This is a genomic window from Glutamicibacter sp. (assembly GCF_032154645.1).
GTDB lineage: Bacteria > Actinomycetota > Actinomycetes > Actinomycetales > Micrococcaceae > Glutamicibacter.
This window is the reverse complement of record NZ_JALDXV010000016.1, coordinates 50,642-74,059: the sequence shown is the minus strand read 5'-3', so window position 1 is coordinate 74,059 and position 23,418 is coordinate 50,642. Positions and strand designations below refer to the sequence as shown.

The window sequence follows — 23,418 nt, the reverse complement described above, 5'->3', positions numbered from 1 at the left end:
GGGGTGAAGGATGTCCCGTGACATGGGTGAAGGATGTCTTGAGACCAGACACCCTATCCTCCGCAAATTGAAATGCCCCCGAGAAATCGGGGGCATTTTCGTATTTTCATGCATATTTTATTAGTCAGAAAATATCGGTATTCGCCGACATATTGGTCGGAGCCCATCTATCCCTGGCGCAGCGGTAGACTTCCCGCGTAAGTTGAATTGGCCTGTTCCGAAAAATTTGCGGAGAAATTGCTATGCCCGTTGGAATCAGCGAAATCGCGATCGACTGCACAGACCCCCTAGTGGTCGCCCGCTTCTGGTGCGCAGCGCTGGATTATCAGGTGATCGAAGCAGAGGCTGGCCTGATCAGCATTGCACGATCAGAGCCGCGCGCCGGAGAGCCTGTCCTGTGTTTCGCTAAAGTACCCGAGTCTAAAACCACAAAAAATCGGCTCCACATCGACGTGCGTCCCATCGCAAGCACACAGCAAGAAGAAGTCGAGAGGCTCGTGGGGCTGGGCGCTAATTATGCCGACGTGGGTCAATCTGAAAACGATGACTGGGTCGTTTTACGGGATCCAGAGGGTAACGAATTCTGCGTCCTCTCCGGTACCATGTAGTCATCGCGCTTGGCTGTCATCGCAGGCTTTCGCGATCGCTTTTATGGGGAATGGGGAAAAGCGTGGACGGGGAAGCTGTAATAGCCGTCGTCATCGAAAATGATGATGCGGAGCGCAATCGCATATGTGTAGTATTGCGCCAAATTGGATTCACGGTTCATGAAGAGAACAGTGGAGTAAGAGGCGTTGGATTGGCGACGCAAACGGTGCCGGAACTAGTCATCGTCGGTTTTGGCCTGCCAGATATTGACGGTATTGAGACAATTCGCAGACTGTCGACCGTATCAGATGCCTATATTTTGGCTGTATTAGAACCCGACGATGAAATCAAAGTAGTTTTGGCACTTGATGCAGGGGCAGACGGTTATAGTTCAAAGCCTTTGCGTGAGGGAGAGTTCCGAGCCCAGGTAGATGCGCTGATACGTCGGCAGGCGCTGACTTCGCGCAGCGTTCAAGAAGCCAAGGGGCAGGTGCAGCAAATTTTGCGCCATGGGTCCTTGACGCTGGACCCTGCTGCCTGGGAGGTAAAGCTTGACGGGGAGCAGATTATTTTGACCGCGACAGAGTTCGCTTTGTTGCAAATTTTAATGCGATCACCCGGGCGGGTGCACAGCAAGAGAGAGCTGGCCCGGAGGGTGAATTTAAACGGCGACAACCACGGGAACGAGTACGTAACAGATTCCGATGTGCGCAGTATTGAAGTTCATGTGGCAAATTTGCGTCGCAAGCTCGGTGACTCTGCCAGAGCTTCTCAATGGGTTGAAACAGTGAGGGGAGTTGGGTATCGACTGGTAAATGGTCGTACTTAACCCAAGTCGCAACCGTATGCTAAAAATAACTCCCGCAATCTTGAGCGAATCTTGAGCCCATCGGAATCAGGGCTTGAGTGTCTTGAAGCAAAATAAGACCATGGCCTCGTGCCATGCGATTGCGGTTGAGCTTGCGAATAGCAGAAAATTGGGGGATTCGTCAGGCCTCGGGGTAAGTCCTGAGTTTTGCGGCGCATTCGCTTTAAATGGGTGAAGGCTTCGACGTGGTAGCGCAATACCTCGTCGAAGCCTTCACAGTATTAGGCCGTCGCCCTGTTTTTGATCATCTGCGGATAGTGCAGCGCCGCCGTCTGCGGGTGGGCGCGAAGCCAGCCCTTGAGAACATTAGCTCCGTAAGATGCAAGCATCGGGTTCTGCGGATCGTCTGAAACACCGCGGGCCTCGGCGGCCAGATCGGCAGGGAGCGTGACCTTGTCGATCACCGCATCAAGACGCGGCGAGTAGAAGAATGGCACCGAATAGCGGTCGACGTTGGCGGGCGGGGCAATTACGCGGTGGATCGTTGCCATGAGGTAACCGTCGGTTGCGACCTCCAGCATTTCACCGAGGTTTACCACCAGGGCTCCGGGTGTCGGCGGGACTTCGATCCATTCCTCCTGGCCGTAAGGCTGCACCTGAAGGCCGCCTATCTGGTCTTGCAATAGCAAGGTGACGAAGCCATAGTCCGCGTGCAGTCCGACCCCCTGGTTGCCGGCTTCCGGTACCAGCCCGCCGCCGACGTAGTGGACAAGCTTGCCCATCCAGGCGGGAGTCCCGGAGAATGGCTCGTCAAAGTAGTCCTCACTTAGTCCAAGCCCGACCGAAATAGCCGAGAGCAGCTCATGGCCAGTCTCGTGCATCAGCTGCGCCCAGTCCATGGCCTGCTCGCGCAGCTGCGGGAAGTCTTCCGGGAACTGGTTGGGTCCTTGAAGGTTGAGGTAGGGTTTGTCGGCGGGGATGACGCCAAGCGCTTCGCGCTCTGGCCCATAGTCGATCTGCTCGCGGGAGTCTGCCCGCCCACGGGTAATCTCGGTGCCCAGGCGGGTATAGCCGCGGAACTGGGCGCTGTTGCGGTTGTCGAGCTTGACCTTCTCTTCTACCGGCTTTGCGAAGAACTGCGCGACCGTGTCCAGCAGGTCTTGAGCCTGATTCTCTTTCGATGCGTAGCCGACGATCTGGAAGAAGCCGACGCGGTGCGCCGCGTCGAGCAGATCGGAGACGAACTTCGAGTTGAAGCTTCCGTCGGCGTCGCGGGAAGTAGAAATATCGAGTACTGGGATCTCGGTGACTACGTTGTTCATACACCCCAGAGTGCACCCGAAAATGCCATTGTTACTAGCTAAAGTTACGCACGGTTCCCTCAAGTTTCGCCCAACGTAACAATCCTTGCCTGCAGCGTAATAATTACCCATACTTTGCGCAAACCGTGCTTTTTAAGCGAAATGTCGTTATGAAACGATTATTTGGAGTTCGTGATTCTGCGCGTTGCGCCGGTTCATGAATAATGCCCATACCTCGAACCATCGAAACCCTGCGGCAGCCCCGAGATAGGGCAGGCTTAGCGGAAAGATGGGCTGGATTTCCCTATGCTTGAATCGTGATCTTTCGAGCAGTTGGCGACTCGCGCCCATACCCAGAACATGGGGTGAATTCCACTCGCGACTGGAGCGCCGTCGCGCCTTCGCAGGTCAAGCTCGATGAGTTGGTCACGACCAAGGCCACGCTGGATTTGGAAACATTGCTCAGCGAAGACTCGACATTTTTCGGCGACCTTTTCCCGCACGTTGTGCGCTATCAGGGCGTGCTATATCTGGAGGATGGGCTGCACCGAGCGCTTCGTTCGGCGCTTCATCATCGCTCGATCATTCATGCAAGGGTGTTGGATCTCGACGCTGATTAGGTAAGCTGTCGCCAACCGAGGAATCTTTGTCGAGGCAGGTGTACGCATGCGCGAGCAAGAAGATCGTGGCACATGGCGTGGAGCGCACATCGTCGATGAGCAGGAGCTCAGCTTCGAATCCGACGCTCAAGCCAAGAAACGTGCACGACGCAGGCAGAATATTGTCTTCAGCAGCATGGCGGTAGTCGTGCTGCTGGTATTTTTGGCGGCGACGCTGGTATACACCGGGGTCGTGAAGATCGGCGACACTGCCGGCGTGGGGCAGGCAAGCGACAACGGGCCAGCCGAGATCAAGAACCAAGAATGTCCAGATCTGGACTTCGTCTACCAAGATCCCGGTAGTTTCAAACTAGTGGTCATGAACACCACCGACACCGCAGGATTGGCTGGAAAAACCGCGGAGTCTTTGGAAAAGCGTGGCTTCAAAATTGCGGACACGACCTCGGGATTCGAAGAATATTCAGATCAGGTGGCGACCGTATTCGCTGGTCCCCAAGGCTACGCGCAGGCTTTGACGGTCCAACGCCAGGTACCCGGTTCAGTGTTCGTCTTTGATCCGAAGTCCTATGGGACACAGGTAAGTCTGGCGCTGGGGTCGAAGTTCGACTATCTGGTCAAGGAGCGCAAGCTGGATACCACTGCGGGCAAACTAACCTGCGCCCCGGCCAAATAGTCGCAGCCGCCCAGTTACTGTGCGGCGTTGACCTCGGCGTGAACCTGGGTCAGCGCATTGGCGAAGACTTCGGCGCTCTGTGCACCCGAGATCCCGTATTTTCCATCGAGGATGAAGAATGGCACTCCTGTTACGCCGATCTGCCGAGCCTGAGCGATATCCGCGTTGACCTCGTCGGTGTAGCGTCCGTCGGCCAGTTCTTCACCCAGTACCTCTGCATCCAGGCCAACCTCGCCGGCAAGCTTCAGCAGTGTCTGGGTGTCGCCGGTGTCCAACCCCTTTTCAAAGTGTGCTGAGAGCAGCGCTTCCTTCATTTCATTGCCCAGCGAGTGCTGCTTTGCGTATTCCAGCACGCGCAGCGCGGTGAACGAATTGGCGACAACCAGGTTTGCGAAGTCATAGTTCAGACCCTCGCCGGCGGCCTGGGCGGTGACATGCTCCATCATGGCGCTCACCTGCTCCGGGGCCATCCCCTTGGCCTTGGCTAGATAGTCGTGTTCGCTGCCTTCATAATGTTCGGGGAGGCTTGGATCAAGTTGGTAGGCATGCCAGTAGACGTCGATATTCTCGCCCAGCCCCGAAGCGGCCACCCCGGATTCGAAGTGGCGCTTGCCGATGAAGCACCAAGGGCAGGCAATATCGGAGAAGATGTCAACGCGCAGGCGCTGGTTTTCGGTAGTTTCACTCATATAGTTGTCAACACTTCAGGCGCCTGCTCCATTCCGTTTAGTGGGCAGGATCGCAGCAATGGCAAGATGAGCTGGAGAAACTACTGTACAGAAGGGGGAGCGGGGTTCGGTGGCCAGAAATCTTCGGTGGAGGTCTATCCTTTTCGCGGGGGTCGTGACGGCGATGGCAGGGTTCGTCGACGGGGTGGGATTCATCCACTTCGGCGGCTACTTTCTGTCTTTCATGTCGGGAAACTCCACGCGATCCTCCGCCGCATTAATGAGCGGCGATCCTTCGGGCTGGGCGATGGCCATGAGCCTAGTAGGAAGCTTCGTTGCGGGAGTGGTTGCTGCGACGCTGCTCAGTTTCAGGGCTGGGAGCTTCCGCCGTCCCATTGTCATGTTTCTTTCCAGTGCGCTAATGCTGGGAGCAGCGGCGCTCGGCACCAGGGAAGACCTCGGCCTCGGCGAACTGGGTCTGTTCGGCGCCTGCTTGTTGGCGGCCTCCATGGGCTCGGTCAACGTGTCCTATACGCGTTCCGGTGAGGTGTCTGTGGGCCTGACCTACATGACAGGAACCCTGGTTAAATTCGGGCAGCACCTTGGCGGCGCACTGATCGCCCTGTTCACCGGTGGAAAGCATGCCACCAGCCTCGTGGCCTGGGCACCCTATGCGGTGCTGTGGTCGATGATCACGCTCGGCTCTCTGGCAGGGGTGTATTGCTACCTGCACCTTGGCCTGAGCAGCCTCTGGTTGGTGGCTGCGGCCATGAGCCTGTGGTCCGTGCTGGCCCTGGCCAGAGGGCTGCGCGCCGGGGCACAAGTCCCGGCGCGCAGCGGCGTGGGCCGTGAGATTATTTGATCTGGGCGAAGTGCTTTTCGGCCGCTTCGCGGTCGACGAAGCGGTACAGCACCGCAAGCAGCACCAGCCAACCGGCGCCCGCATACAGCGCGATGCGGGTTTCGGCGCTCAGGGCAAGCAGCACAACGACCAACCCCATAAAGGCCATGGTGATCCACACCGCGATCTTGCCGCCCGGGACCGCATAGTCCGAGCCCTCGGTGCTTTCGGTTCCCCGGCGTTCCGCCCGGCGCATGCCGAGGTAGGAGGCGAGGATCATGATCCACACCCAGACGGTGGCGAAGGTGGCGACCGAAGCAATGATGGTGAACAGCGCCTCGGGCAGCAGGGCGTTGAGCACCACCCCCGCCAACAGCACCCCCGCCATGACAACCACCGTCATCCAGGGCACGCCGTTGCGTGAAATCCGGCCGAAAGACTTCGGTGCGTGCCCCGCCTGGGACATCGCAAAGAGCATACGTCCGGCGCCGAAGGTGTCCGCGTTGATCGCCGAAACCGCGGCGGTGATGACTACCGCATTGAGCACGTGCGCCGCCGCCGGCAGGCCCAGCGCGTCGAAGATCTGCACGAACGGGCTGGCCGAACCGTCGATCTGGCGCCAGTCGAAGAGCATCATCACCACCGCGAGGGAGGCTACGTAGAACAGCAGGATGCGCCAGGGCACCGTGTTGATCGCCGCCGGCACCGAGCGCGAGGGGTCGTCGGCCTCGCCAGCGGTGATGCCGATGGTTTCAATGCCGCCGAAGGCAAACATCACCACGGCGAATGACAGCAGCAGACCGGTGAAGCCGTTGGGGAACAGAGTGCCGGAAACCATCAGCGTGTCCCAGCCGGGTGCGGTCTGTGCCCCCGGGGCGCTGAAGCCGAAGATGATCAGCAGCGCGCCGCCGACGATCATCGCGATGATCGCCGTCACCTTGACCACCGCAAGCCAGAACTCCGTTTCACCGAAGACCTTGACCTGCATCAGGTTGATCGAGGCGATCAGCAGCACCACCGCCATCACCCAGATCCACTGCGGCACCTGGGGGAACCAGAAGCCCATGTAGATGCCGAAGGCGGTGACGTCGGCGATGGCAACGATCGCCATTTCAAAGGTGAAGGTCCACCCGGTGATGAACCCGGCGAAGCGGCCCAAATAGCGCGAGGCGTAATGGGCAAAGGATCCCGACACCGGATGCTTCACCGCCATCTCTCCCATGGCGCGCATGACGATGAAGACGGCGGCGCCGCCGATCATGTACGCAAAGAGGACTGCGGGTCCGGCGGCCTGGATGGCGGCGGACGACCCGTAGAACAGGCCGGTTCCGATCGCCGACCCCAGGGCCATGAAGCGGATGTGGCGGGCGGTGAGCCCGCGGGCAAGGGATTCCTTGAGTTCGGTCACGATGAAAAAGCTCGCATCTAATTGAATGAAAGTGCTTATCAAACACTACGGTGCTTAGCAATGGGGAATCTATAATTCGTGTCTGAAGCGACCAGTGAGATTGCTCACCAGCAATTCTGCCTGTGGTGCCGTGATGCAAGAATGGCAAGTGTGAAATTGGGATTCGTCCGCCATGGACAGACACAGTGGAACCTTGAAGGCAGGCTTCAGGGGAGCAGCAATATTCCGCTCAACGACACCGGCCGGGCGCAGGCCCGCGATGCGGTGGCGGTGCTCGGCGCCGGCGCGTGGGATGTGGTGGTTTCTTCGCCGCTTGACCGCGCCCGGGAGACCGCGCGGATCATCGCCGACGGACTAGGCCTAGAACTCGGCCCCAGCTATGACCTGTTGATCGAGCGAGACTACGGACAGGGCGAGGGCGTGGTGGAAACCGAGGCGCTGCAACGTTGGCCGGGAAAGATCGGCGGCGGTATTGAACCACTCGAGTCGGTGGTGGCCCGCGGAAGACAAGCCATCTCACAGATCATGGCCGACTATCCGGGGCAGAACGTGGCAGTCATCTGTCATGGGACGATCATCCGCTACACGCTCTCGGACATTGCCGGCTACCAGCTGGATACCATCCGCAACGGCTCGGTGGCGCTGCTGGGGCAGGACGCGCAGGGGCGCCTGGTGCTTGAACTGGTCAACGACCAGGTCCCGGTGCCCCCGCAGGCCTAATCCGCCTCGGGGTTCATGATCGCTTCGATATTCGCGGCGAGCTTGGTGTCCTTGCCGCGGTTGGCGATGGCCACCAGCCAGCTGGTCAGTTCCCAGTAGGCGGTGGAACGCACCTCGGGCGCGGAGAGGAACACGTCGTGCAGGGCGTCGTTGAGCCTGACCAGATAGAGCTCGTTGCCAAGATCGAGGCTGCGCTGGGCCACCGCCTGGACGTTGAGCGCCACATCCGAGCGCGAGGCGCTGTCATCCCAGCGCGGCAGCAGATAGTCCTTGGCCGACAGCATCACCATGACGGGGATCTGCAGCCCCAGCCCGCGGGACACCGTCGATTGGGCAGCGAACACGGCATTGATGAACCCGGTGGTGATCTTGAAGCCGTTGACCGGACGCCAGGTCATGTCATAGTCCCATTCGCCCTCGAACTGGCTGGAGACGGTGCGGGTGTAGAACCCCGGATCCACCGAGGGCAGGAACAGGTGAGGGTTCAGCATGCTGCCCGCCTGCATCAGCCGGGAGAGCGCGGTGCGGCCTAGCTCGCTGGCCTGGAACTCCAGCCAGGGGCTGTTCAACGCCAGGGCGTGGACCTTGCCTGGATTTGCCGCGGCGTAGAGGGCGGCGCTTAGGCCGCCGGTCGAATGACCCAAAATGACCAGTTTGGTGCCGCGGTGTTCCTTGTTGATGAGGTTGATCGCCGCGTCGAACTCCTCGGAGTAGTCGTCCAGGCTCGTGGTGAATCCTGGGCTGGGGATGGTGCTCCTGCCCGAGGCCGCGTCGATGGGCAGGTTGCGCCCGTAATGGCGCAGGTCAAGGGCGTAGAAGTTGACCCCGGCCGCTGCGATCACCTGGGCCAGTTCGCGTTGGAAGAAGTAGTCCGACCAGCCGTGGACATAGAGCAGGCTGACCGAGCGCAGCGGTGCGCTCCGCTGCTGCCTGAACGTCCGCTTGGGCTTGTAGCGCACCAGCGTGGCGCTGAACCCGTCCTTCATCATCATCGACCGCCGGGTGAAACCCTCACCCAAGACGTCTGCCCCCCAGGTCCAGAACGTGGCGGAGTACTTCTTAACCATGTGTTCAGCGTACCCAACAAGAAACGACATCCACCGTTGGTTTCATTACCAATGGGTGAATGCCGTTTCTTGTGGCCGATTTTGACGGACGACTGTGGACAACCGGCCCGGTCTAGTGGGGGATCAGCCTGCCATTTCCAGGACTGGCGCCGGCAGATCCAGGTAGCGCAGGTAGGCGTTGCGGGTCATGAAGGTCGGGAAGTCCTCGCGCAGTGCGCAGGCCTCGAAGATCTGTATGGCATCCTCGAAGCGGTCGCCCTCGAAGCGTTCGATCCCTTCCAGGGTTTCCTCTGCCAGTTCCTGTACCCAGTGGCGGGTGATGATCTCGCCCTGATCGGTGATGGCCGACTGGTGGATCCACTGCCACAGCTGCGAACGGGAGATTTCGGCGGTGGCTGAGTCCTCCATCAGGTTGCGCAGCACCACCGCTCCGTTGCCGCGCAGCCAGGATTCGATGTAGCGGATGCCGATCTCGATGTTGTCGCGGATGCCCTGTTCGGTGATCTGCCCATCCAGGCCCGCCACATTCAGCAGTGCGGAGGATGAAACCTCAACATCTTCGCGGGTGCGGGAGATCTGGTGCGGGTTTTCGCCCAGCACCACGTCGAACACCTCGCGGGCAGTGGACACCAGTTCCGGGTGGGCCACCCAGGAGCCGTCGAACCCGTCGTGGACCTCGCGGGACTTGTCTTCTCGCACTTCGGCCAGGCCTGCGGCGTTGATCGATGCATCCTTGCGGCTTGGAACGAAGGTGCTCATGCCGCCGATGGCCGTGGCGCCGCGGCGGTGGCAGGCACGCACCAGCTGTTCGGTGTAGGCCCGCATGAACGGTGCCGTCATCGTCACCGAATCACGGTCCGGGAAGATGAAGCGCGGTCCGCGGGAGCGGAAGTTCTTGATGATGGAGAAGATGTAGTCCCAGCGTCCTGCGTTCAGGCCCGAGGAGTGCTCACGCAGCTCGTAGAGGATCTCTTCCATTTCAAAGGCGGCGGTGATCGTTTCGATGTGCACCGTGGCGCGGATGGTGCCGCGTTCGATCCCCATCAGGTCCTGGGCCATGGTGAAGATGTCATTCCACAACCGTGCTTCCAGGTGGTTCTCCAGCTTTGGCAGGTAGTAGTACGGGCCGCGGCCGGCGGCGATCAGGCGTTGGGCGTTGTGGTAGAAGTGCAGTGCAAAGTCCACCAGTGCTGCATTAATCGGGGTGCCGGCAACCTGCAGGTGCTTCTCCGGCTGGTGCAGTGCGCGGGGGCGGACAATGATCGTCGGCAGCTGGGTCAGATCCGAGGTGTTCAGCGAGTACTCGCGGCCATCCGGTGCGGTGAAGTCCAGCTCGTCGTCCAGCACGCGGATCAGGTTCACCTGGTTCTTGATGACGTTCTGCCAGGTTGGCGAGCAGGCGTCTTCCATGTCTGCCAGCCAGACATTCGCCCCGGAATTCAGTGCGTTGATTGCTGCCTTGCGTTCGATCGGTCCGGTGATCTCCACCCGGCGGTCTTCCAAACCGGGGGCGATCGGTGCCACCTGCCAGGTGGCATCCTCGCGGATTGAACGGGTTTCCTCCAGGAACTGGGGGTCACGGCCGTTGGCGATGCGGGCGCGGTTCAGCTGGCGGCGCTGCATCAGTTCGTTGCGGCGGTGCTCGAACGCGCCGTGCAGGGTTGCAAGAAATTCCAGAGCGTCACTGGTCAGGATCTGTTCTTGGTAGCGAACTGCGGTGGCGGTGATGGTGATGTTGTTCAAGGTGATCGGGGAGTTCATGGCAGCGTCCTTAAAAGCTTAAAAATGGTGGCGGTGCCGGCTGACGTCGTTGTCAGCCGGCACCATCGACCCGTCAGGGTCTAATGGAACTGGCCTTCTTCGGTGGAACCCACCAGGGCCAGGGTTGATGCGTTGGGGTTCAGCGCGGTGGAGATGGCGTCGAAGTAGCCGGTGCCGACCTCGCGCTGGTGCTTGGTGGCGGTGTAGCCGGCTGCCTCGGAGGCAAACTCGCGCTCCTGAAGCTCGACGTAGGCGCTCATGCCGTTCTTCGCGTAGCCTTGAGCCAGGTCGAACATCGAGTGGTTCAGTGCGTGGAAGCCCGCCAGGGTGATGAACTGGAAGGTGAAGCCCATGGCACCCAATTCGCGCTGGAACTTGGCGATGGTTGCATCATCCAGGTGCTTCTTCCAGTTGAACGACGGCGAGCAGTTGTAGGAGAGCATCTGATCTGGGAAGTCCTTCTTGACAGCCTCGGCGAACTTGCGAGCCAGCTCCAGGTCGGGGGTGCCGGTCTCCATCCAGATCAGGTCCGAATATGGAGCGTAGGCCTTGGCGCGGGCGATGCATGGTTCGATGCCGTTGCGGACCTTGTAGAAGCCTTCTGCGGTGCGCTCGCCGGTGATGAACTCGCGGTCGCGCTCATCCACATCCGAGGTGATCAGGGTTGCGGCCTCGGCATCGGTGCGGGCGATGACCACCGATGGGGTGTTAGCTACGTCGGCTGCCAGGCGGGCTGCATTTAGCGTGCGGATGTGCTGCTGGGTCGGGATCAGCACCTTGCCGCCCAGGTGGCCGCACTTTTTCTCGCTGGCCAGCTGGTCTTCCCAGTGGACGCCCGAGGCACCGGAGTTGATCATGGACTTCATCAGCTCGTAGGCGTTCAGTGGGCCGCCGAATCCTGCTTCTGCATCGGCGACGATCGGGACCATCCAGTCATCGACGCTCTGGATGCCTTCGGAGAATTCGATCTGGTCGGCACGCTGCAGTGCGTTGTTGATGCGGCGGACTACCTGCGGCACCGAATTCGCCGGGTACAGCGACTGGTCTGGGTAGGTGTGGCCGGAGAGGTTTGCATCTGCTGCTACCTGCCAGCCGGAGAGGTAGATGGCTCTCAGGCCCGCCTTGACCTGCTGTACTGCTTGGTTGCCGGTCAGCGCGCCCAGTGCGTTGGTGTAGCCGCCGGTGGGTGCTTCCTCGGTCAGCTGCTTCCACAGCTTCTGCGAGCCGCGCTTTGCTAGGGTGTGCTCTTCCTGAACTCGACCCTGCAGCTTGACGACGTCCGCTGCGGTGTAGTCGCGGGTGACGCCGTTCCAGCGCGGATTGGTTTCCCAATCGGTCTCGATGGCGGCGATGCGGTTGTCGATCGAGTTTTCGTTCGAGTTCTGGGTAGTCATCTCGCTTAGCTCCTTCGCAAGCTGTTGGGTTCGATCGGATCGGAGAACCAGGTGGTTTCGATCCGGTGAACTTCTTCGTGACAACTACTTTTCCGCAGGCACAAGCCCTTCGGGAGAGGTTTCTTGAATTAAGATCGAGTGTTTTTATCGATCGTGAAAAATTTACAGTTCTTTGCGCAGTTGTAGAGCAGATCACACTGAATTACGAAAGTTGCGCAAAATGAGCGTGAAGAACTTGAAAAATTTAGAATCGGGACCGGTATTGCCCGGCGGTGGCGGCAACCTGGCCGGAGGCTGGCTGCATTTAGTTCAGTAGCCGAGGCAATTCGATGCATTGCAGTTATCGAGAAATTATCTTGACGAGCTTAAGTCGGCAGTCATGGCGGTGGCGGTGCGTTTGCAGGAAAAGTTCTGGGGTATACCCGGCCTACAAACTGACGCCCCAGATAAAGGGTGATCTGCGCGAAGGTGTCTACGGTAGGTCGAAGGAAACAACGGCCATGAAGCCGCGCCCATTGATCCTAGGCTCTCCGGCGTCTGAACCGACGACCGTATCCCGCAGCCCAAGCTGCTTTTCGGAATCTGGCAATACAAGCTTCGCTGAACCTTGAACGAGGAAACCCAGCTGTCCGTCGAAAAGGTACTGGTCCCTTTTCTTTGACAATTCGACGATGCGCACCGTCGCGCGGGCTGCCGCTGGATCGGCGGCGACGTGAAGCAGGAGCAATTCTTCGGTCGGCTGGCTGGAGGCGATTTCTTCTCGGGTAGAAATCTTCAACGGGCGCAGCGGCTCTAGGCCCTGAGCCTGGCCATCGAATTCAAGCTGAACGAAATCACCGGCGATCAAAGTGAATACCTGCGTTTGATATTTCGAGCCGAAACTTGCGGCCTTCTCAATCGAGCGCACCGACAACTGCCAACTGCTGTCGGCAAGTTTGCTGTCAGCGATGGTCCCCTGCTCCGAAAGCACTCCATGGGCAATCACCCGGACCTGCCCCAGCTCCCAGCTTTGCTTGGAACTCTGGGCGAGAGGGATGACTGCGCCGGCAGAGAACGTCTCGGTGGAATTGCTCATGAACCGAGTCTACTTCCACTTTCCTAGGCTTGATCGATGCCCGGGTGCGGGTGTTCCAGCAGCAGGCGCAACTCGGCAACCACCTGGGCGACGGGCTGTGAAGAATCAACGATGGGCCAGTTGTTGATCTTGGCGAGATTCAGGTACTCGCCGCGGCTTGCATGCAGATAGTCCAATGATTCAAAGTCATCTTCGCGGGTGTTGACCCGGTGCTGGGCTACCTCGGGAGGAACATCGAGGACGACGATCAGCGCGTTTTTCGTGGAATTGCGGGCAAGCCACGGCAGGATGAATCCGCTGAATTGGCCGCGAAGTTCGCGCAGCACCAGCTGGCAGTAAATGTGGCGGTCCATTACGCTCAGGCCGTTGAAGCGGTTTGCCCGCATCGAATTCAATACGACATTGGCTCCGCGGATAGTTGACTCGATGAAATCTTGGATGAGCGGTGGAAAGGTGATGCCAAGTGAGCGGCTGCGGCGGTTGAGCCAGCGCCTTCCCGCGGTGTTCGCCAATCGCTGTGCGGGGTAGCCAGCGTGTTCAAGCTCGTTGACCAACGCTGAAATGATGGTGCTCTTTCCCGCGCCGTCGGTGCCCAGGACAACGAGCTTTGACGGTGTGGCGGGTGATTGCCGAGACACCGTGAGTGAAGCTGCGTTGAGCGTTGCCATCGAACTCCTGAGGAATTGTCGTTGTTGCAGGTATAACGAATCAAGGTGAATGATGTTTCCCCAATGAAGCTGTGGAGTTGATGGGAATGGGGCGTTGTGAGCTTGATGCATCAAAGAAGTGAAGAATTTCAGCAATACGAGGTCGAAATGGCGGTTCTCGGTCGTAAATATGAGGGGATTGCTAGAAAACTCTTTACTTCTTCGCGTACCGTGGATATGTGACTGCAACCACATGGAATCGTGCCCCGGGTGCCGGACACGCCGATGATGCCTCGAACAGCGCTGAACTTGATTTGATCGCGCTGGGTCGTCGGCTGCGTCATTTGCGCAAGGGTCTGGGCCTGACCCTGGATGACATTTCGGCATCGGTCGACACCGCCCCAAGCCAGCTCTCTCTGATTGAGAACGGTAAACGAGAGCCGAAGCTCTCGTTGCTGAAGTCCTTGGCCAAGGCCCTGAACGTTGGAGTGGACGACCTTCTGGGATCGGAACCGCCCTCGCGCAGGGCCGCCCTGGAAATTGAGCTTGAGCGGGCCCAACGTGGACCGCTGTATGAAGCCTTGGGTCTGCCCAAGGTTCGCGTGGGGGCCCGTTTGCCCATGGACGTCTTGGAGTCTCTTGTTGGTCTGCAGCATGAACTTGAGCGCCGATTGAACGAACAGGCCGCTACCCCGGAGGAAGCGCGTCGCGCCAATACGGCCCTGCGCCAAGAAATGCGCCAACGCAACAACTACTACAAGGAAATCGAACAGGAAGCCGCGCGAGTGCTCAGCGCGGTGGGGCACGACGAGGGCCCACTGTCCAGCCACCGTGCAGCCGACATTGCGGAGTATCTGGGATTTAGCCTGCGGTTCGTCGGCAACCTGCCGCACTCCACCCGCTCGGTGACGGATCTGAAAAATATGCGGATCTACCTGACCCAGGTCAACAAGAGCGAACACGACCCGCGCTCGGTGCTGCTGCAGGCACTGGGCCATCACGTGCTGGGGCATAAAACCCCAACCGACTACTTTGATTTCTTGTCCCAGCGAGTTGCCACCAACTACTTCGCCGCGGCTCTGATGATGCCGGAGAAGACCACCGTGGACTTCCTGCAGCGGGCCAAGGCAGAACGACAGCTGGCCGTTGAAGACCTGCGCGACGCATTTGCCGTCTCTTATGAATCAGCTGCCCACCGATTTACCAACCTTGCCACCGAGCACCTGGGCATCACCTGCCACTTCCAGAAGGTCCACGAATCCGGGATCCTGCACAAGGCCTACGAGAACGACCGCGTGAACTTCCCCTCCGACCATACCGGGGCGATCGAGGGGCAGACCATCTGCCGTTATTGGACCTCACGGATGGTCTTTGAGCAGCCCGACCAATTCCGCTCCTTCGAGCAGTTCACAGACACGGTCAACGGAACCTACTGGTGCACCGCGCGCACCGAGCACCATTCTTCGGGACTGTATTCACTGTCCATCGGGGTACCCTTCGAACACGTTAAATGGTTCCGCGGCAGGGACACCAAGGAACGCTGCCAGTCCACCTGCCCGGATGAGAACTGCTGCCGCCGCCCGCCGGCAGATCTGTCCACCCAGTGGTTCGGCAACGCCTGGCCTGCAACGCGCGCCAATACCCACCTCCTGGCGGCCATGCCCACCGGTGCCTTCCCCGGCGTGGACGAAACGGAGGTCTACCGCTTCCTGCAGGCACAGGACGGGTGAGCGTGGCCATCGACGAATTGTTCCTGCCGCTGCGCCGGATCGAGCCGGTCCTGCCCGAGGAACAAGCGCTTGCCTGGCCCTATGTCCTGCCGCCGGTGAGGCAACTGTTGCACGAAGGGCTTGAGCTGGGCGAGGCCAGCGTGATCGTCGGGGAGAACGGCAGCGGCAAGTCGACGCTGGTTGAGGCCATCGCCATGGCCTATGGGATGAATCCAGAAGGTGGATCCACCGGCGCGATGAACACCTCGCGTCGCTCGGAGTCGGGGCTGCACGCGCAGTTGAAGCTGCACCGCGGAGCGGCGGCCTCGCGCAAGGGCTTCTTCCTGCGCGCGGAGACCATGCACAATTTCTACACCTACCTAGAAGCCTCGAAATTCGAAACCATGTTGCATGAGCGCAGCCACGGCGAGTCCTTCCTTGACCTGATCGCGGAGCGGATTCCCCACATCAAGGGCTTGTGGATATTCGACGAGCCGGAATCAGCGCTTTCTCTGGGCGGCTGCGTCCGTCTGCTTCGCTTGATGAAGCAGCTGCGCGAACTGGGCTCGCAGATTATCCTCTCCACCCATTCTCCGGTGCTGGCTGTCTTGCCGGGAGCCAATATCTGGGAAGTAGGCGACTGGGGGATGCGCCAAACACCCTACGACCAGCTGGAGCTGGTACGCGATTGGCGGGCCTGTATGGCTGACCCGCGCCAGTTCATCGACGACTATCCGGGCTAGGCCAGCAGCTGACGGATGAACTCGACGGTGCTAGGGGCCAGCCAAGCCCCGTCCTGGGCGGGGGTGCGGCCCGAGCGCGCCACCTTGAACGAGTGGTCGCCGCCCTCGAACCATTCCAGGGTGGCGTGGGGCAGGTTGGCCACCACGGATTCCATGATCTGAGGATTGGCGAAGGGGTCCCTGGTCCCCTCCAGGAACAGCATGGGCGTGCTCAATGGGTACAGGTGTTCATCGCGCAGCTTTTCTTCTTTTTTCGGCGCGTGCAGCGGGTAGCCCAGAAAGATCAGTCCCGACGTTTCCATCCCCTCGGAAACCGCCAGCGAAGCCATGCGGCCGCCAAAAGACTTGCCCGCGGTGAAAATCGGAAGACCGGCGGCGACCTGTGCCTGCGCCCACCGGCGCACCCGCTGCCAGGCGGCGACCGCGGTAGGAGCCTTGTCGGGGAACTTCTTGCCGGCATCCATATAGGGGAAATTGAAGCGCAGCACGCCGACACCCAGGGCTGCAACGGCTTGGGCGTAGCCGTTCCATGAACGGGTGGTCTTTGCCCGCACCCGAGCCGTGAGCCAGGATCAGCAGCGCGCTGCTGTTTTCGGCAACATCAAGCACAGCGCTCAGCTCAACGTCGTTAAAGGGGATGGCTAATTCTTGGCTCATAAGTACAAGCCTAGGGGCTGGCAATCCTGCGGCGGTTTTCTGCACGCAACCTAGCGAAACTGGACGAACACCCGGACGGGGCCGTACTCAACTTCGGCGCCTTCGGTGAAGCCTAGGGCCTGGTAGAAGGCGCGCTGCCCGGGCTCGTCATCGGTGATCAGCACGATCTGACGAAGATGCGAATAGCGTTCGAGGACCGCCTGAAGCAGGGCCCGGCCGATTCCGCCGCCCTGAGCTTCTGGCCGCACCAGGATATCCTGCACGTAGCAGATGGTCGCATCATCGGACATGGCGCGGGCTAAACCGATCAGTGCGCCCCGGGGATCCACGGCGGTGACAAGGAACGACGAATTTTCGATTCCAGCCAGCAGCACCTGAGGGTGGTCCGTGTATGCGACCCACCCCACGGATGCATACAGCTCCAGCAGCTGTTCACGCGGTGGAATGGCTCCGTGCTCAATGATGAAGATCGTGCTGTCCTTGAGAACTAGGGGTTGGTGACCGAGACCAGTTCAGCGCGCTGCATCAGCGGATGCTTGACCAGCTCGGCGCTCAATGCGTCGGTGATGGCCCGGGCGCTGTCACCGTTGAAAACGAAGACTGGTCCGTCGTAGCGGAAATACACGTCCTCATGCCAACCGATGGCCCCGTCGCCCAGCGCGCGATGCAGCGCCAGAACCGTTGCCTCGAGGTCTGCGTCGGAGTCCTCGCCCAGCCGGGTGCGCAGTAGGACGTATTCGCTGGTGCCCAGCTCGGTCCGCCGCCCGTCAACCTCGATCCACGAACCGCGGGCAATGCCGTTGGCGACCAGCTCGCCGACCAGCCCGTGGATGAACTGATCGAGGTTCGAGCACGCGACCTCTAGGGTGACATCGCTGGAGAGCGGCTCCTCATTGTCGGAGATTGCCGTGCCCGAGCCAAGAAGCCTGCCGGTGGCCTTGAACTGCGGGAGCAGTTGCTCGATGATTTCCTGCTCGTGCTGTTGGCGCAGCCGCACCGTCATCGGCTGGGAAAAATGAATCTCGACGCGGTGCGCCGCCGGGGGAGCGGACTTTTTGGAGAATAAACCCATGGGACTACTCGTTGTGGGGATCTGAGAGGCAGAAAACGATGCCGTAGGGATCGCGCAGTACGGCCCATCCGAATTCGGGGTCCTCATTGTGTTCCTCAATGAGCGTGGCGCCGGCGGCGATGAGCTGCTCGACTTCCTCGGCGCGGTTGCTGCTGGCTTCCAGGTCCAAGTGGACGCGGTTCTTACCCTCGGTGGGGGCGTCGACCTGCTGGAATCCAAGGCGTGTACTGGACCCGGGAATGGAAATCATGGTGAAGCCGGGGTACTGCCCGATGTATTCGCCCTTGAGAACGAGCCTCCACCACGCGGAAGCTGACTGTTCATCGGTTGTATCAAGTGTGATCATGCCAAGGTTCGCCATGCCTATAAAACTACCGGGGCGAAGGGCGAAAGGGTAGGGCAAAGCGAAGATGAAGCCGGAGCAAAAGGCAGCGCCGGAACGCACGAGGCGTCCCGGCGCTGCCGAGGTTCAGCTGCGGATCAGCTGCCGAAGTAGTCCATGACCTTTTCTTCGGCGGCCGGCGGCGCCGAAGGCGAAACCTGCTTGGCGACCTTCAGCTTCCCGTCTAAGTAGTCCACTGCCACCGTGTCTCCGGCAGCCAGCTCGTCGCTGATCAACAGGTCGGCGATGGCATCCTGCACCTTGCGCTGCACCAGGCGGCGCAGCGGACGGGCGCCGAACTCCGGATCGTAGCCCTGTTCGGCAAGCCAGGCGATGGCTGCCTGGCTGACATCCAGCTTCAGTTCCTGCTCGGTCAGGCGCTCGCCGGTTTCAGCCAGCACCAGCTCGACGATCCGTCCGATCTCGGTTTGCGAGAGCTTGGAGAAGAGCAGCACCTCGTCCAGGCGGTTCAGGAACTCGGGGCGCATGAACTCGCGCACCTTGCTCATGACCTTGGCGCGGACCTCCTGCGAGCCGGCTTCTGCAGCCGCAGAAGTGAAGCCGAAGCTTCCGGCCCTGTTGGCCAGGTACTCGCCGCCGAGGTTGCTGGTCATCAGGATCAGCGTGTTGGAGAAGTCCACGGTGCGTCCGGCCGCATCGGTCAGCCGGCCGTCGTCCAGCACCTGCAGCAGCACGTTGAACACATCCGGGTGCGCCTTCTCGATCTCATCGAGCAGGATCACCGAGTACGGGTTGCGGCGGACCTTCTCGGTCAGCTGGCCCGGCTGGTCATGGCCGATGTACCCCGGAGGGGCGCCGATCAGCCGCGCCACGGTGTGCTTCTCGCCGTACTCGCTCATATCCACGCGGATCAGCGCGTCGGCCGAGCCGAACAGGTTGGTGGCCAGCGCCTTGGCCAGCTCGGTCTTGCCCACGCCGGTGGGACCCAAGAACAGGAAGGAGCCGATGGGGCGGTGCGCCGCCGAAAGCCCCGCACGGCTGCGCCGCACCGCCTTGGCCACCGCCGATACGGCGTCGGACTGGCCGATCACCGAAGCATGCAGCGACTCTTCCAGCGTGGCAAGGCGCGCCTTGTCATCCCCGCTGATCCGCGAGGTGGGGATGCCGGTGGAGCGGGAGATGACCTCGGAGATCTGGGCCTCGTCCACCACACGGGTGACCCCGGCGGCGCCGGATTCCTCCGCGGCGGTGATGCGCGAGGTCAGCTCCGCGATGTGGTCGCGCCAGGCGCTGGCATCCTCATAGCGCTCCTCGCCGATGGCGCGGGCCTTGTCGCGTTCGGCCTCAACCAGTTCGGCGCGCAGGCCCTGTACGTCCTCGGTGTCTCCGGCGGCGATGGAGCGGCGGGCGCCGGCGATGTCAATCAGGTCGATCGCCTTGTCGGGCAGCCGCCGGTCGGTCAGGTAGCGGGCCGAAAGGCTCACCGCGGCCTTCAACGCCTCGGGGGTGTACTGCACCTGGTGGTGGTCCTCGTAGGATTCGCGCAGACCCTCAAGGATGGCCAGTGCGATTTCCTGTGAGGGCTCCTCAACCATGACCTTGCCGAAGCGGCGGGCCAGTGCCGAGTCCTTCTCCACCTTGCGGAATTCATCCAGCGTGGTGGCGCCGATCAGGTGCAGCTCGCCGCGGGCCAACCGCGGCTTGAGGATGTTCGCGGCATCCATGTTGCCCGATTCGCCCGATCCTGCGCCGACCAGCAGGTGCATCTCGTCGATGAATACGATGGCCTGGCCTTCGGCGTTGGCCACCTCTTCCAGCAGGCCGGTCAGGCGCTGTTCGAAGTCGCCGCGGTAGCGGGTTCCGGCAAGCATGCCCGGCAAGTCGATGGAGATCAGCTGGGCGCCGCGGATCTGCTCCGGGACCTCGTCGGCCACGATGGCGCGCGCCAGCCCCTCAGCGATGGCGGTCTTGCCGACGCCTGCCTCGCCGATCAGCACCGGGTTGTTCTTGGTGCGGCGGGCGAGGATCTCAACCACTTGATCCAGCTCGTCGTCGCGGCCGATCACGGGGTCGATCTGGCCATCCGCTGCCAGCGCCGTCAGGTCGGTGCCGTAGCGTTCAAGCATCGAGACGTCTTCGGACTCGTCTTCGCCCTGCCCGCCGCCTGACTGGGCGCGCTGAGCCTGCTCCATGGCAGCCTGCTGCAGCGACTGCCCGGTGACGCCGTGCTGTGCCAGCAGGTTGCTGACCGGCGACTCCGGGTTGAAGACGAAGGCCAGGAACAGATGGTCCGGGTCGATGTAGGTTGAACCGTAATTGCGGGCCACCTGGTAGGCGTCGAAAAGGCTGCGCTGCGCGGCAGAAGAGAGCCTGCTCGGCTTCTCCGTGCCCTGTTGGCTGTGCGGCAGGTGGGCGATGGCGTCTTTTGACAGCGCATCGATGTCGATGCCCATGGCTTGAAGATGAGAGTCGATGGGCGAGGTGCGCAGCAGGGCTACGAGCAGGTGCAGCGAGTCGATCTCGTCGTGGCCGTGCTCGTGGGAAATTGCAGCTGCGGTTTGAACTGCCTCGTGGGTACGTGCAGAGAGCAGACGCGTAATGTCGATTGGTCGGGCGGCCTGAGCGCGCGAGGAAAGGAACCGGGAGAGAAATTCCTCGAACGAGCCGTTGTCCGGTGAACCGAAGAATGCTGGCAAGTGAGCCTCCTAGTAGAAACTTGAGCGGTCTATGCTCATGTTCAACGTTCTGCGCGCGAATCTATTCCCGCCCGAGTGCAGCAAACTACGCTTGGAGGCCCATCTCACACCGGAGGGTGCGGCTATTCCCTGGGGATCTCGATCAATCCCATGCGGGTTGCGGCAACCAACGCTTGAACGCGGTCGCGGACATCAAGCTTGGCGAAGATCTTTGCCATGTGGGTCTTGACGGTTGTTTCAGAGATTTTCAGCAGCTTGCTGATCTCCGGGTTGTTCAGCCCCTTGGCCAGCAAGTTGAGGATCTCTAGCTCGCGGGAAGTAAGGCCCAGATCCGAGATGAGGTCTTCAACTTCCTGTGTCGTGTCTCGGTAGGCAACTTGAATCGCCGAGACCAGGTCCGAAGAAACGGAAGCTGAAATCGCCGCGGTGCCGCGGTGTACGGCGTGAACGGCGCTGATGATCTCGGCCGGATCCGTGTCTTTGACGAGGTATCCGCTGGCTCCTGCCGCCAGCACGGGAACGAGGTAATCGTCGGAAGAAAAAGCGGTAATTGCGAGAATGGCAGGGCTATTTTTCGAGCGCTTGATCTCGCGGGTTGCCACGACACCATCCATGACAGGCATCTGCAAATCCATGAGTACAACGTCGACTTCATGCTCTTGGCAGAATTCAACCGCTTTTAATCCATTTTCTACGGAATTTAGCGTTACAATTTGCGCGTCCGTTGCTAGGATTGTGCCCAAAGCATTGCGGATGAGGGGCTCGTCATCGACGATGAGAACCTTGACCTGTTCCATCAGTTTCCTTAGAACGATGTTGCAGACCAATTTCCGGACTGCTCCTTCGAAATAATATTAGTCATCGAAAGTCATGGGGTGTGTTTATGAAGGCTATTAAAATGCTCGCAGTAGCGGCATTGGTTATTGCGCCGGTTACGGCTGTTGCCGCACCGGCATCGGCAGCTGCTGGCAGCTCGTTGGAGCAGCAAGGAGTCAACGTTGTTTCCCCTGCAGGTTGGGGTGCAGACTTTGCTGCATGGATGTGCCGAAATTACGGCGTTTCCTGCCCAGGATAGACGTAATTTCTTGACTTCACTTGTATCTCCGTGAAGTATACGGCCTATGAAAATGAGCCTTAAAGACACCCTGACCAAACAGTTCGCTGGTCGGGGTGTCATCATTTGGGGCGGAATCATCGCTCTCCTGGCGGTTTCAAGCACCGAAATTCTGACACTCTTGCAGCAGGGTATTGGCGATACCTCGAATGTGTCCATAAGCGGAGCCATCGCTGGACCCGTCCTTTGTCTTGGACTGTTGTTGGGCAAGCGTTGGGTCAGCGCTTCGTTGGGCATTTTTTTCGCGGCGGCCTTTTTTCTCTTTTCGGATGGCGAACTAATTCTATGGATGATTTTTTCGATCATCATTTTTTCCGCATTAGCTGCTACATCACGGTCTCGCCACGTTCGTATTTGGTATCTGACGCTACTTGCAGCCTGGATGCTCCAGTTTGGAATCCGAGCTGGAGATGACGCCATCTTGGCTGTTTTGCTCGTGCCCTTGGCAGCCCTCTCATTCGGTTTGACCCGTATCATTTTCGTGTTGCGCGAGCGTAATGCAGCGGCCTTGAGGGATATGGATGCGGCCAATGAACGAACCAAGCAAGCCTTGGAGACGGAAAGAAAAAACATTGCCCGCGACCTGCATGACATCGTTGCCCACGACATAACTGTTGTGGCGATGCAGTCTAAGGCCGCGAAATTCGCCAATGACGGACAGAAGGCGCTGGACGCGATTGATGTTATTGCGAAACTCAGTACCGAAACGTTGCATGACCTTCGTCTAATGCTCAATGTGCTGCGCACCGATGGAACCATGATGGATCCCGCCGAGGCGAGCGGCGACAAACCGGCGGCGACTACGGTTTACGCGGTTCAGGGAGTTGAGCTGTTCTCCGAACGCCTTCGTGAAGCAAATTTTGCGGTGAATTCTCACACCGAGGAAAAAATTTCGAAGCTTCCGCGTTCCGCCCAGACTGCGTTGTACCGGGTGATGCAGGAAGCCACGACCAACGTGATTAAGCATGGATTGCCAGGGGGAGAATGCTCGATTTCACTGATCGCGCACGGCAATGAAGCGATACTGGAAATTACTAATCAGACGCGGAATTCCGGGGAAGAGCAGGTGACCTTCCCCTATGGCGGCAGCGGCTTGATTGGCATGGAAGACCGCATGCGTGCGTTCGGTGGAACATTCGACACAAAGGCCCGCAATGGGCGTTGGATTCTGCGGGCAAGTATCCCCTTTTAGGCCTTGCCCTCCTACTAAAGTATGATTTCGCATTTCTTGCAGACGCGATAAGTTAAACATGTATCGGTGAAGACCGATCACCGATTAGGTACTTGGTGGTGTTTTGCGAGTGGCATCACTAAGGATCCGAGGGTGATTAAAAGGTACGTTGCGTTACCGGACGGACGATCTTTCATCGGCGTTGTGCCCCCATCGCACGCCGTTGTCCGCGAGTAACGCGACGTACCTTTTGAACTTTAACGATACTAGTGTGATGGATCTCATATTATCTCGGGATGATGCTTCGTGGTTGATTTGTTTTAGCCATTAGGATCAATTTCT

24 protein-coding genes are annotated in these 23,418 nt (G+C 59.8%); 10 read left to right on the top strand and 14 right to left on the bottom strand.

Annotated elements, in window-relative coordinates; genetic code table 11:
* The first annotated feature begins 242 nt into the window (after positions 1-242).
* Together RUH64_RS13065 and RUH64_RS13060 are read left to right on the top strand one after the other, a co-directional pair.
* Positions 243-608, top strand: a complete 366-nt coding sequence (locus RUH64_RS13065) for a VOC family protein (RefSeq protein WP_313813950.1) — start codon at positions 243-245, stop codon at positions 606-608.
* Between the two features lie 62 nt (positions 609-670).
* Complete coding sequence (locus RUH64_RS13060) at positions 671-1,417, top strand: response regulator transcription factor (RefSeq protein ID WP_313813949.1); 747 nt, start codon at positions 671-673, stop codon at positions 1,415-1,417.
* Between the two features lie 260 nt (positions 1,418-1,677).
* On the opposite strand, the gene RUH64_RS13055 is transcribed toward RUH64_RS13060, so the two are convergent.
* Entirely contained in the window at positions 1,678-2,718 is a 1,041-nt protein-coding gene (locus tag RUH64_RS13055; RefSeq protein ID WP_313813948.1) for a 2-oxoglutarate and iron-dependent oxygenase domain-containing protein, read from the bottom strand.
* 296 nt (positions 2,719-3,014) lie between these two features.
* Between RUH64_RS13055 and RUH64_RS13050 the strand changes: the two genes are divergently transcribed.
* Together RUH64_RS13050 and RUH64_RS13045 are read left to right on the top strand one after the other, a co-directional pair.
* Positions 3,015-3,317, top strand: coding sequence for a type II toxin-antitoxin system VapB family antitoxin (locus RUH64_RS13050; protein ID WP_313813946.1), 303 nt, complete (start codon positions 3,015-3,017; stop codon positions 3,315-3,317).
* Positions 3,318-3,363: 46 nt separating this feature from the next.
* On the top strand, positions 3,364-3,990 hold the full coding sequence (locus RUH64_RS13045) for a LytR C-terminal domain-containing protein (protein ID WP_313813945.1): 627 nt from the start codon (positions 3,364-3,366) through the stop codon (positions 3,988-3,990).
* Between the two features lie 14 nt (positions 3,991-4,004).
* Here RUH64_RS13045 and RUH64_RS13040 read toward each other — a convergent pair whose 3' ends face one another.
* Positions 4,005-4,679, bottom strand: a complete 675-nt coding sequence (locus tag RUH64_RS13040) for a DsbA family oxidoreductase (RefSeq protein ID WP_313813943.1) — start codon at positions 4,677-4,679, stop codon at positions 4,005-4,007.
* 163 nt (positions 4,680-4,842) lie between these two features.
* Here RUH64_RS13040 and RUH64_RS13035 point away from each other — a divergent pair, with 163 nt between their 5' ends.
* Complete coding sequence (locus tag RUH64_RS13035; RefSeq protein ID WP_313813955.1) at positions 4,843-5,520, top strand: YoaK family protein; 678 nt, start codon at positions 4,843-4,845, stop codon at positions 5,518-5,520.
* Here RUH64_RS13035 and RUH64_RS13030 read toward each other — a convergent pair.
* A complete protein-coding gene (locus RUH64_RS13030; RefSeq protein ID WP_313813954.1) occupies positions 5,513-6,850 on the bottom strand; it encodes an amino acid permease in 1,338 nt (445 codons plus the stop codon). The genes RUH64_RS13035 and RUH64_RS13030 overlap by 8 nt on opposite strands.
* A 198-nt stretch (positions 6,851-7,048) precedes the next feature.
* On the opposite strand from RUH64_RS13030, the gene RUH64_RS13025 reads away from it, so the two are divergent.
* Positions 7,049-7,627, top strand: coding sequence for a histidine phosphatase family protein (locus RUH64_RS13025; protein WP_313813941.1), 579 nt, complete (start codon positions 7,049-7,051; stop codon positions 7,625-7,627).
* On the opposite strand, the gene RUH64_RS13020 is transcribed toward RUH64_RS13025, so the two are convergent.
* The 5 genes from RUH64_RS13020 to RUH64_RS13000 all read right to left on the bottom strand — a co-directional run bounded on the left by RUH64_RS13020 (position 7,624) and on the right by RUH64_RS13000 (position 13,592).
* Positions 7,624-8,694 (bottom strand): alpha/beta hydrolase, encoded by a 1,071-nt coding sequence (locus RUH64_RS13020; protein WP_313813940.1) that lies wholly within the window; start codon positions 8,692-8,694, stop codon positions 7,624-7,626. The two genes, RUH64_RS13025 and RUH64_RS13020, sit on opposite strands and share 4 nt — an antisense overlap.
* Positions 8,695-8,817: 123 nt before the next feature.
* Positions 8,818-10,455 (bottom strand): malate synthase A, encoded by a 1,638-nt coding sequence (gene aceB / locus RUH64_RS13015; RefSeq protein ID WP_313813938.1) that lies wholly within the window; start codon positions 10,453-10,455, stop codon positions 8,818-8,820.
* 80 nt (positions 10,456-10,535) lie between these two features.
* Positions 10,536-11,849 carry an isocitrate lyase gene (aceA, locus tag RUH64_RS13010; RefSeq protein ID WP_313813937.1) on the bottom strand — a complete coding sequence of 438 codons (1,314 nt, stop codon included), beginning with the start codon at positions 11,847-11,849 and terminating at the stop codon, positions 10,536-10,538.
* Positions 11,850-12,321: 472 nt separating this feature from the next.
* On the bottom strand, positions 12,322-12,924 hold the full coding sequence (locus RUH64_RS13005) for a HutD family protein (RefSeq protein WP_313813935.1): 603 nt from the start codon (positions 12,922-12,924) through the stop codon (positions 12,322-12,324).
* 23 nt (positions 12,925-12,947) lie between these two features.
* Entirely contained in the window at positions 12,948-13,592 is a 645-nt protein-coding gene (locus RUH64_RS13000) for a thymidylate kinase (protein WP_313813933.1), read from the bottom strand.
* A gap of 218 nt (positions 13,593-13,810) precedes the next feature.
* Between RUH64_RS13000 and RUH64_RS12995 the strand changes: the two genes are divergently transcribed.
* Positions 13,811-15,301, top strand: coding sequence for a helix-turn-helix domain-containing protein (locus tag RUH64_RS12995; RefSeq protein WP_313813931.1), 1,491 nt, complete (start codon positions 13,811-13,813; stop codon positions 15,299-15,301).
* Positions 15,302-15,303: 2 nt separating this feature from the next.
* Positions 15,304-16,023: an AAA family ATPase gene (locus RUH64_RS12990; RefSeq protein WP_313813929.1), complete on the top strand. Its 720-nt coding sequence runs from the start codon at positions 15,304-15,306 to the stop codon at positions 16,021-16,023.
* Here the strand turns inward: RUH64_RS12990 and RUH64_RS12985 are convergent.
* The 6 genes from RUH64_RS12985 to RUH64_RS12960 all read right to left on the bottom strand — a co-directional run bounded on the left by RUH64_RS12985 (position 16,020) and on the right by RUH64_RS12960 (position 21,588).
* Complete coding sequence (locus RUH64_RS12985; protein WP_313813927.1) at positions 16,020-16,577, bottom strand: alpha/beta family hydrolase; 558 nt, start codon at positions 16,575-16,577, stop codon at positions 16,020-16,022. The genes RUH64_RS12990 and RUH64_RS12985 overlap by 4 nt on opposite strands.
* A gap of 153 nt (positions 16,578-16,730) precedes the next feature.
* On the bottom strand, positions 16,731-17,087 hold the full coding sequence (locus RUH64_RS12980; RefSeq protein ID WP_313813925.1) for a GNAT family N-acetyltransferase: 357 nt from the start codon (positions 17,085-17,087) through the stop codon (positions 16,731-16,733).
* Positions 17,088-17,167: 80 nt separating this feature from the next.
* On the bottom strand, positions 17,168-17,752 hold the full coding sequence (locus RUH64_RS12975) for a hypothetical protein (RefSeq protein ID WP_313813924.1): 585 nt from the start codon (positions 17,750-17,752) through the stop codon (positions 17,168-17,170).
* A gap of 4 nt (positions 17,753-17,756) precedes the next feature.
* Positions 17,757-18,098, bottom strand: a complete 342-nt coding sequence (locus tag RUH64_RS12970) for a VOC family protein (protein WP_313813923.1) — start codon at positions 18,096-18,098, stop codon at positions 17,757-17,759.
* A 134-nt stretch (positions 18,099-18,232) separates the two neighbouring features.
* Positions 18,233-20,791: an ATP-dependent Clp protease ATP-binding subunit gene (locus RUH64_RS12965; protein ID WP_313813922.1), complete on the bottom strand. Its 2,559-nt coding sequence runs from the start codon at positions 20,789-20,791 to the stop codon at positions 18,233-18,235.
* A 122-nt stretch (positions 20,792-20,913) separates the two neighbouring features.
* A complete protein-coding gene (locus RUH64_RS12960; RefSeq protein WP_313813921.1) occupies positions 20,914-21,588 on the bottom strand; it encodes a response regulator transcription factor in 675 nt (224 codons plus the stop codon).
* Positions 21,589-21,689: 101 nt separating this feature from the next.
* Here RUH64_RS12960 and RUH64_RS12955 point away from each other — a divergent pair, with 101 nt between their 5' ends.
* Together RUH64_RS12955 and RUH64_RS12950 are read left to right on the top strand one after the other, a co-directional pair.
* Positions 21,690-21,866, top strand: coding sequence for a hypothetical protein (locus RUH64_RS12955; RefSeq protein ID WP_313813919.1), 177 nt, complete (start codon positions 21,690-21,692; stop codon positions 21,864-21,866).
* 46 nt (positions 21,867-21,912) lie between these two features.
* Positions 21,913-23,097, top strand: coding sequence for a histidine kinase (locus RUH64_RS12950; protein ID WP_313813917.1), 1,185 nt, complete (start codon positions 21,913-21,915; stop codon positions 23,095-23,097).
* The last annotated feature ends 321 nt before the right edge of the window (positions 23,098-23,418 follow it).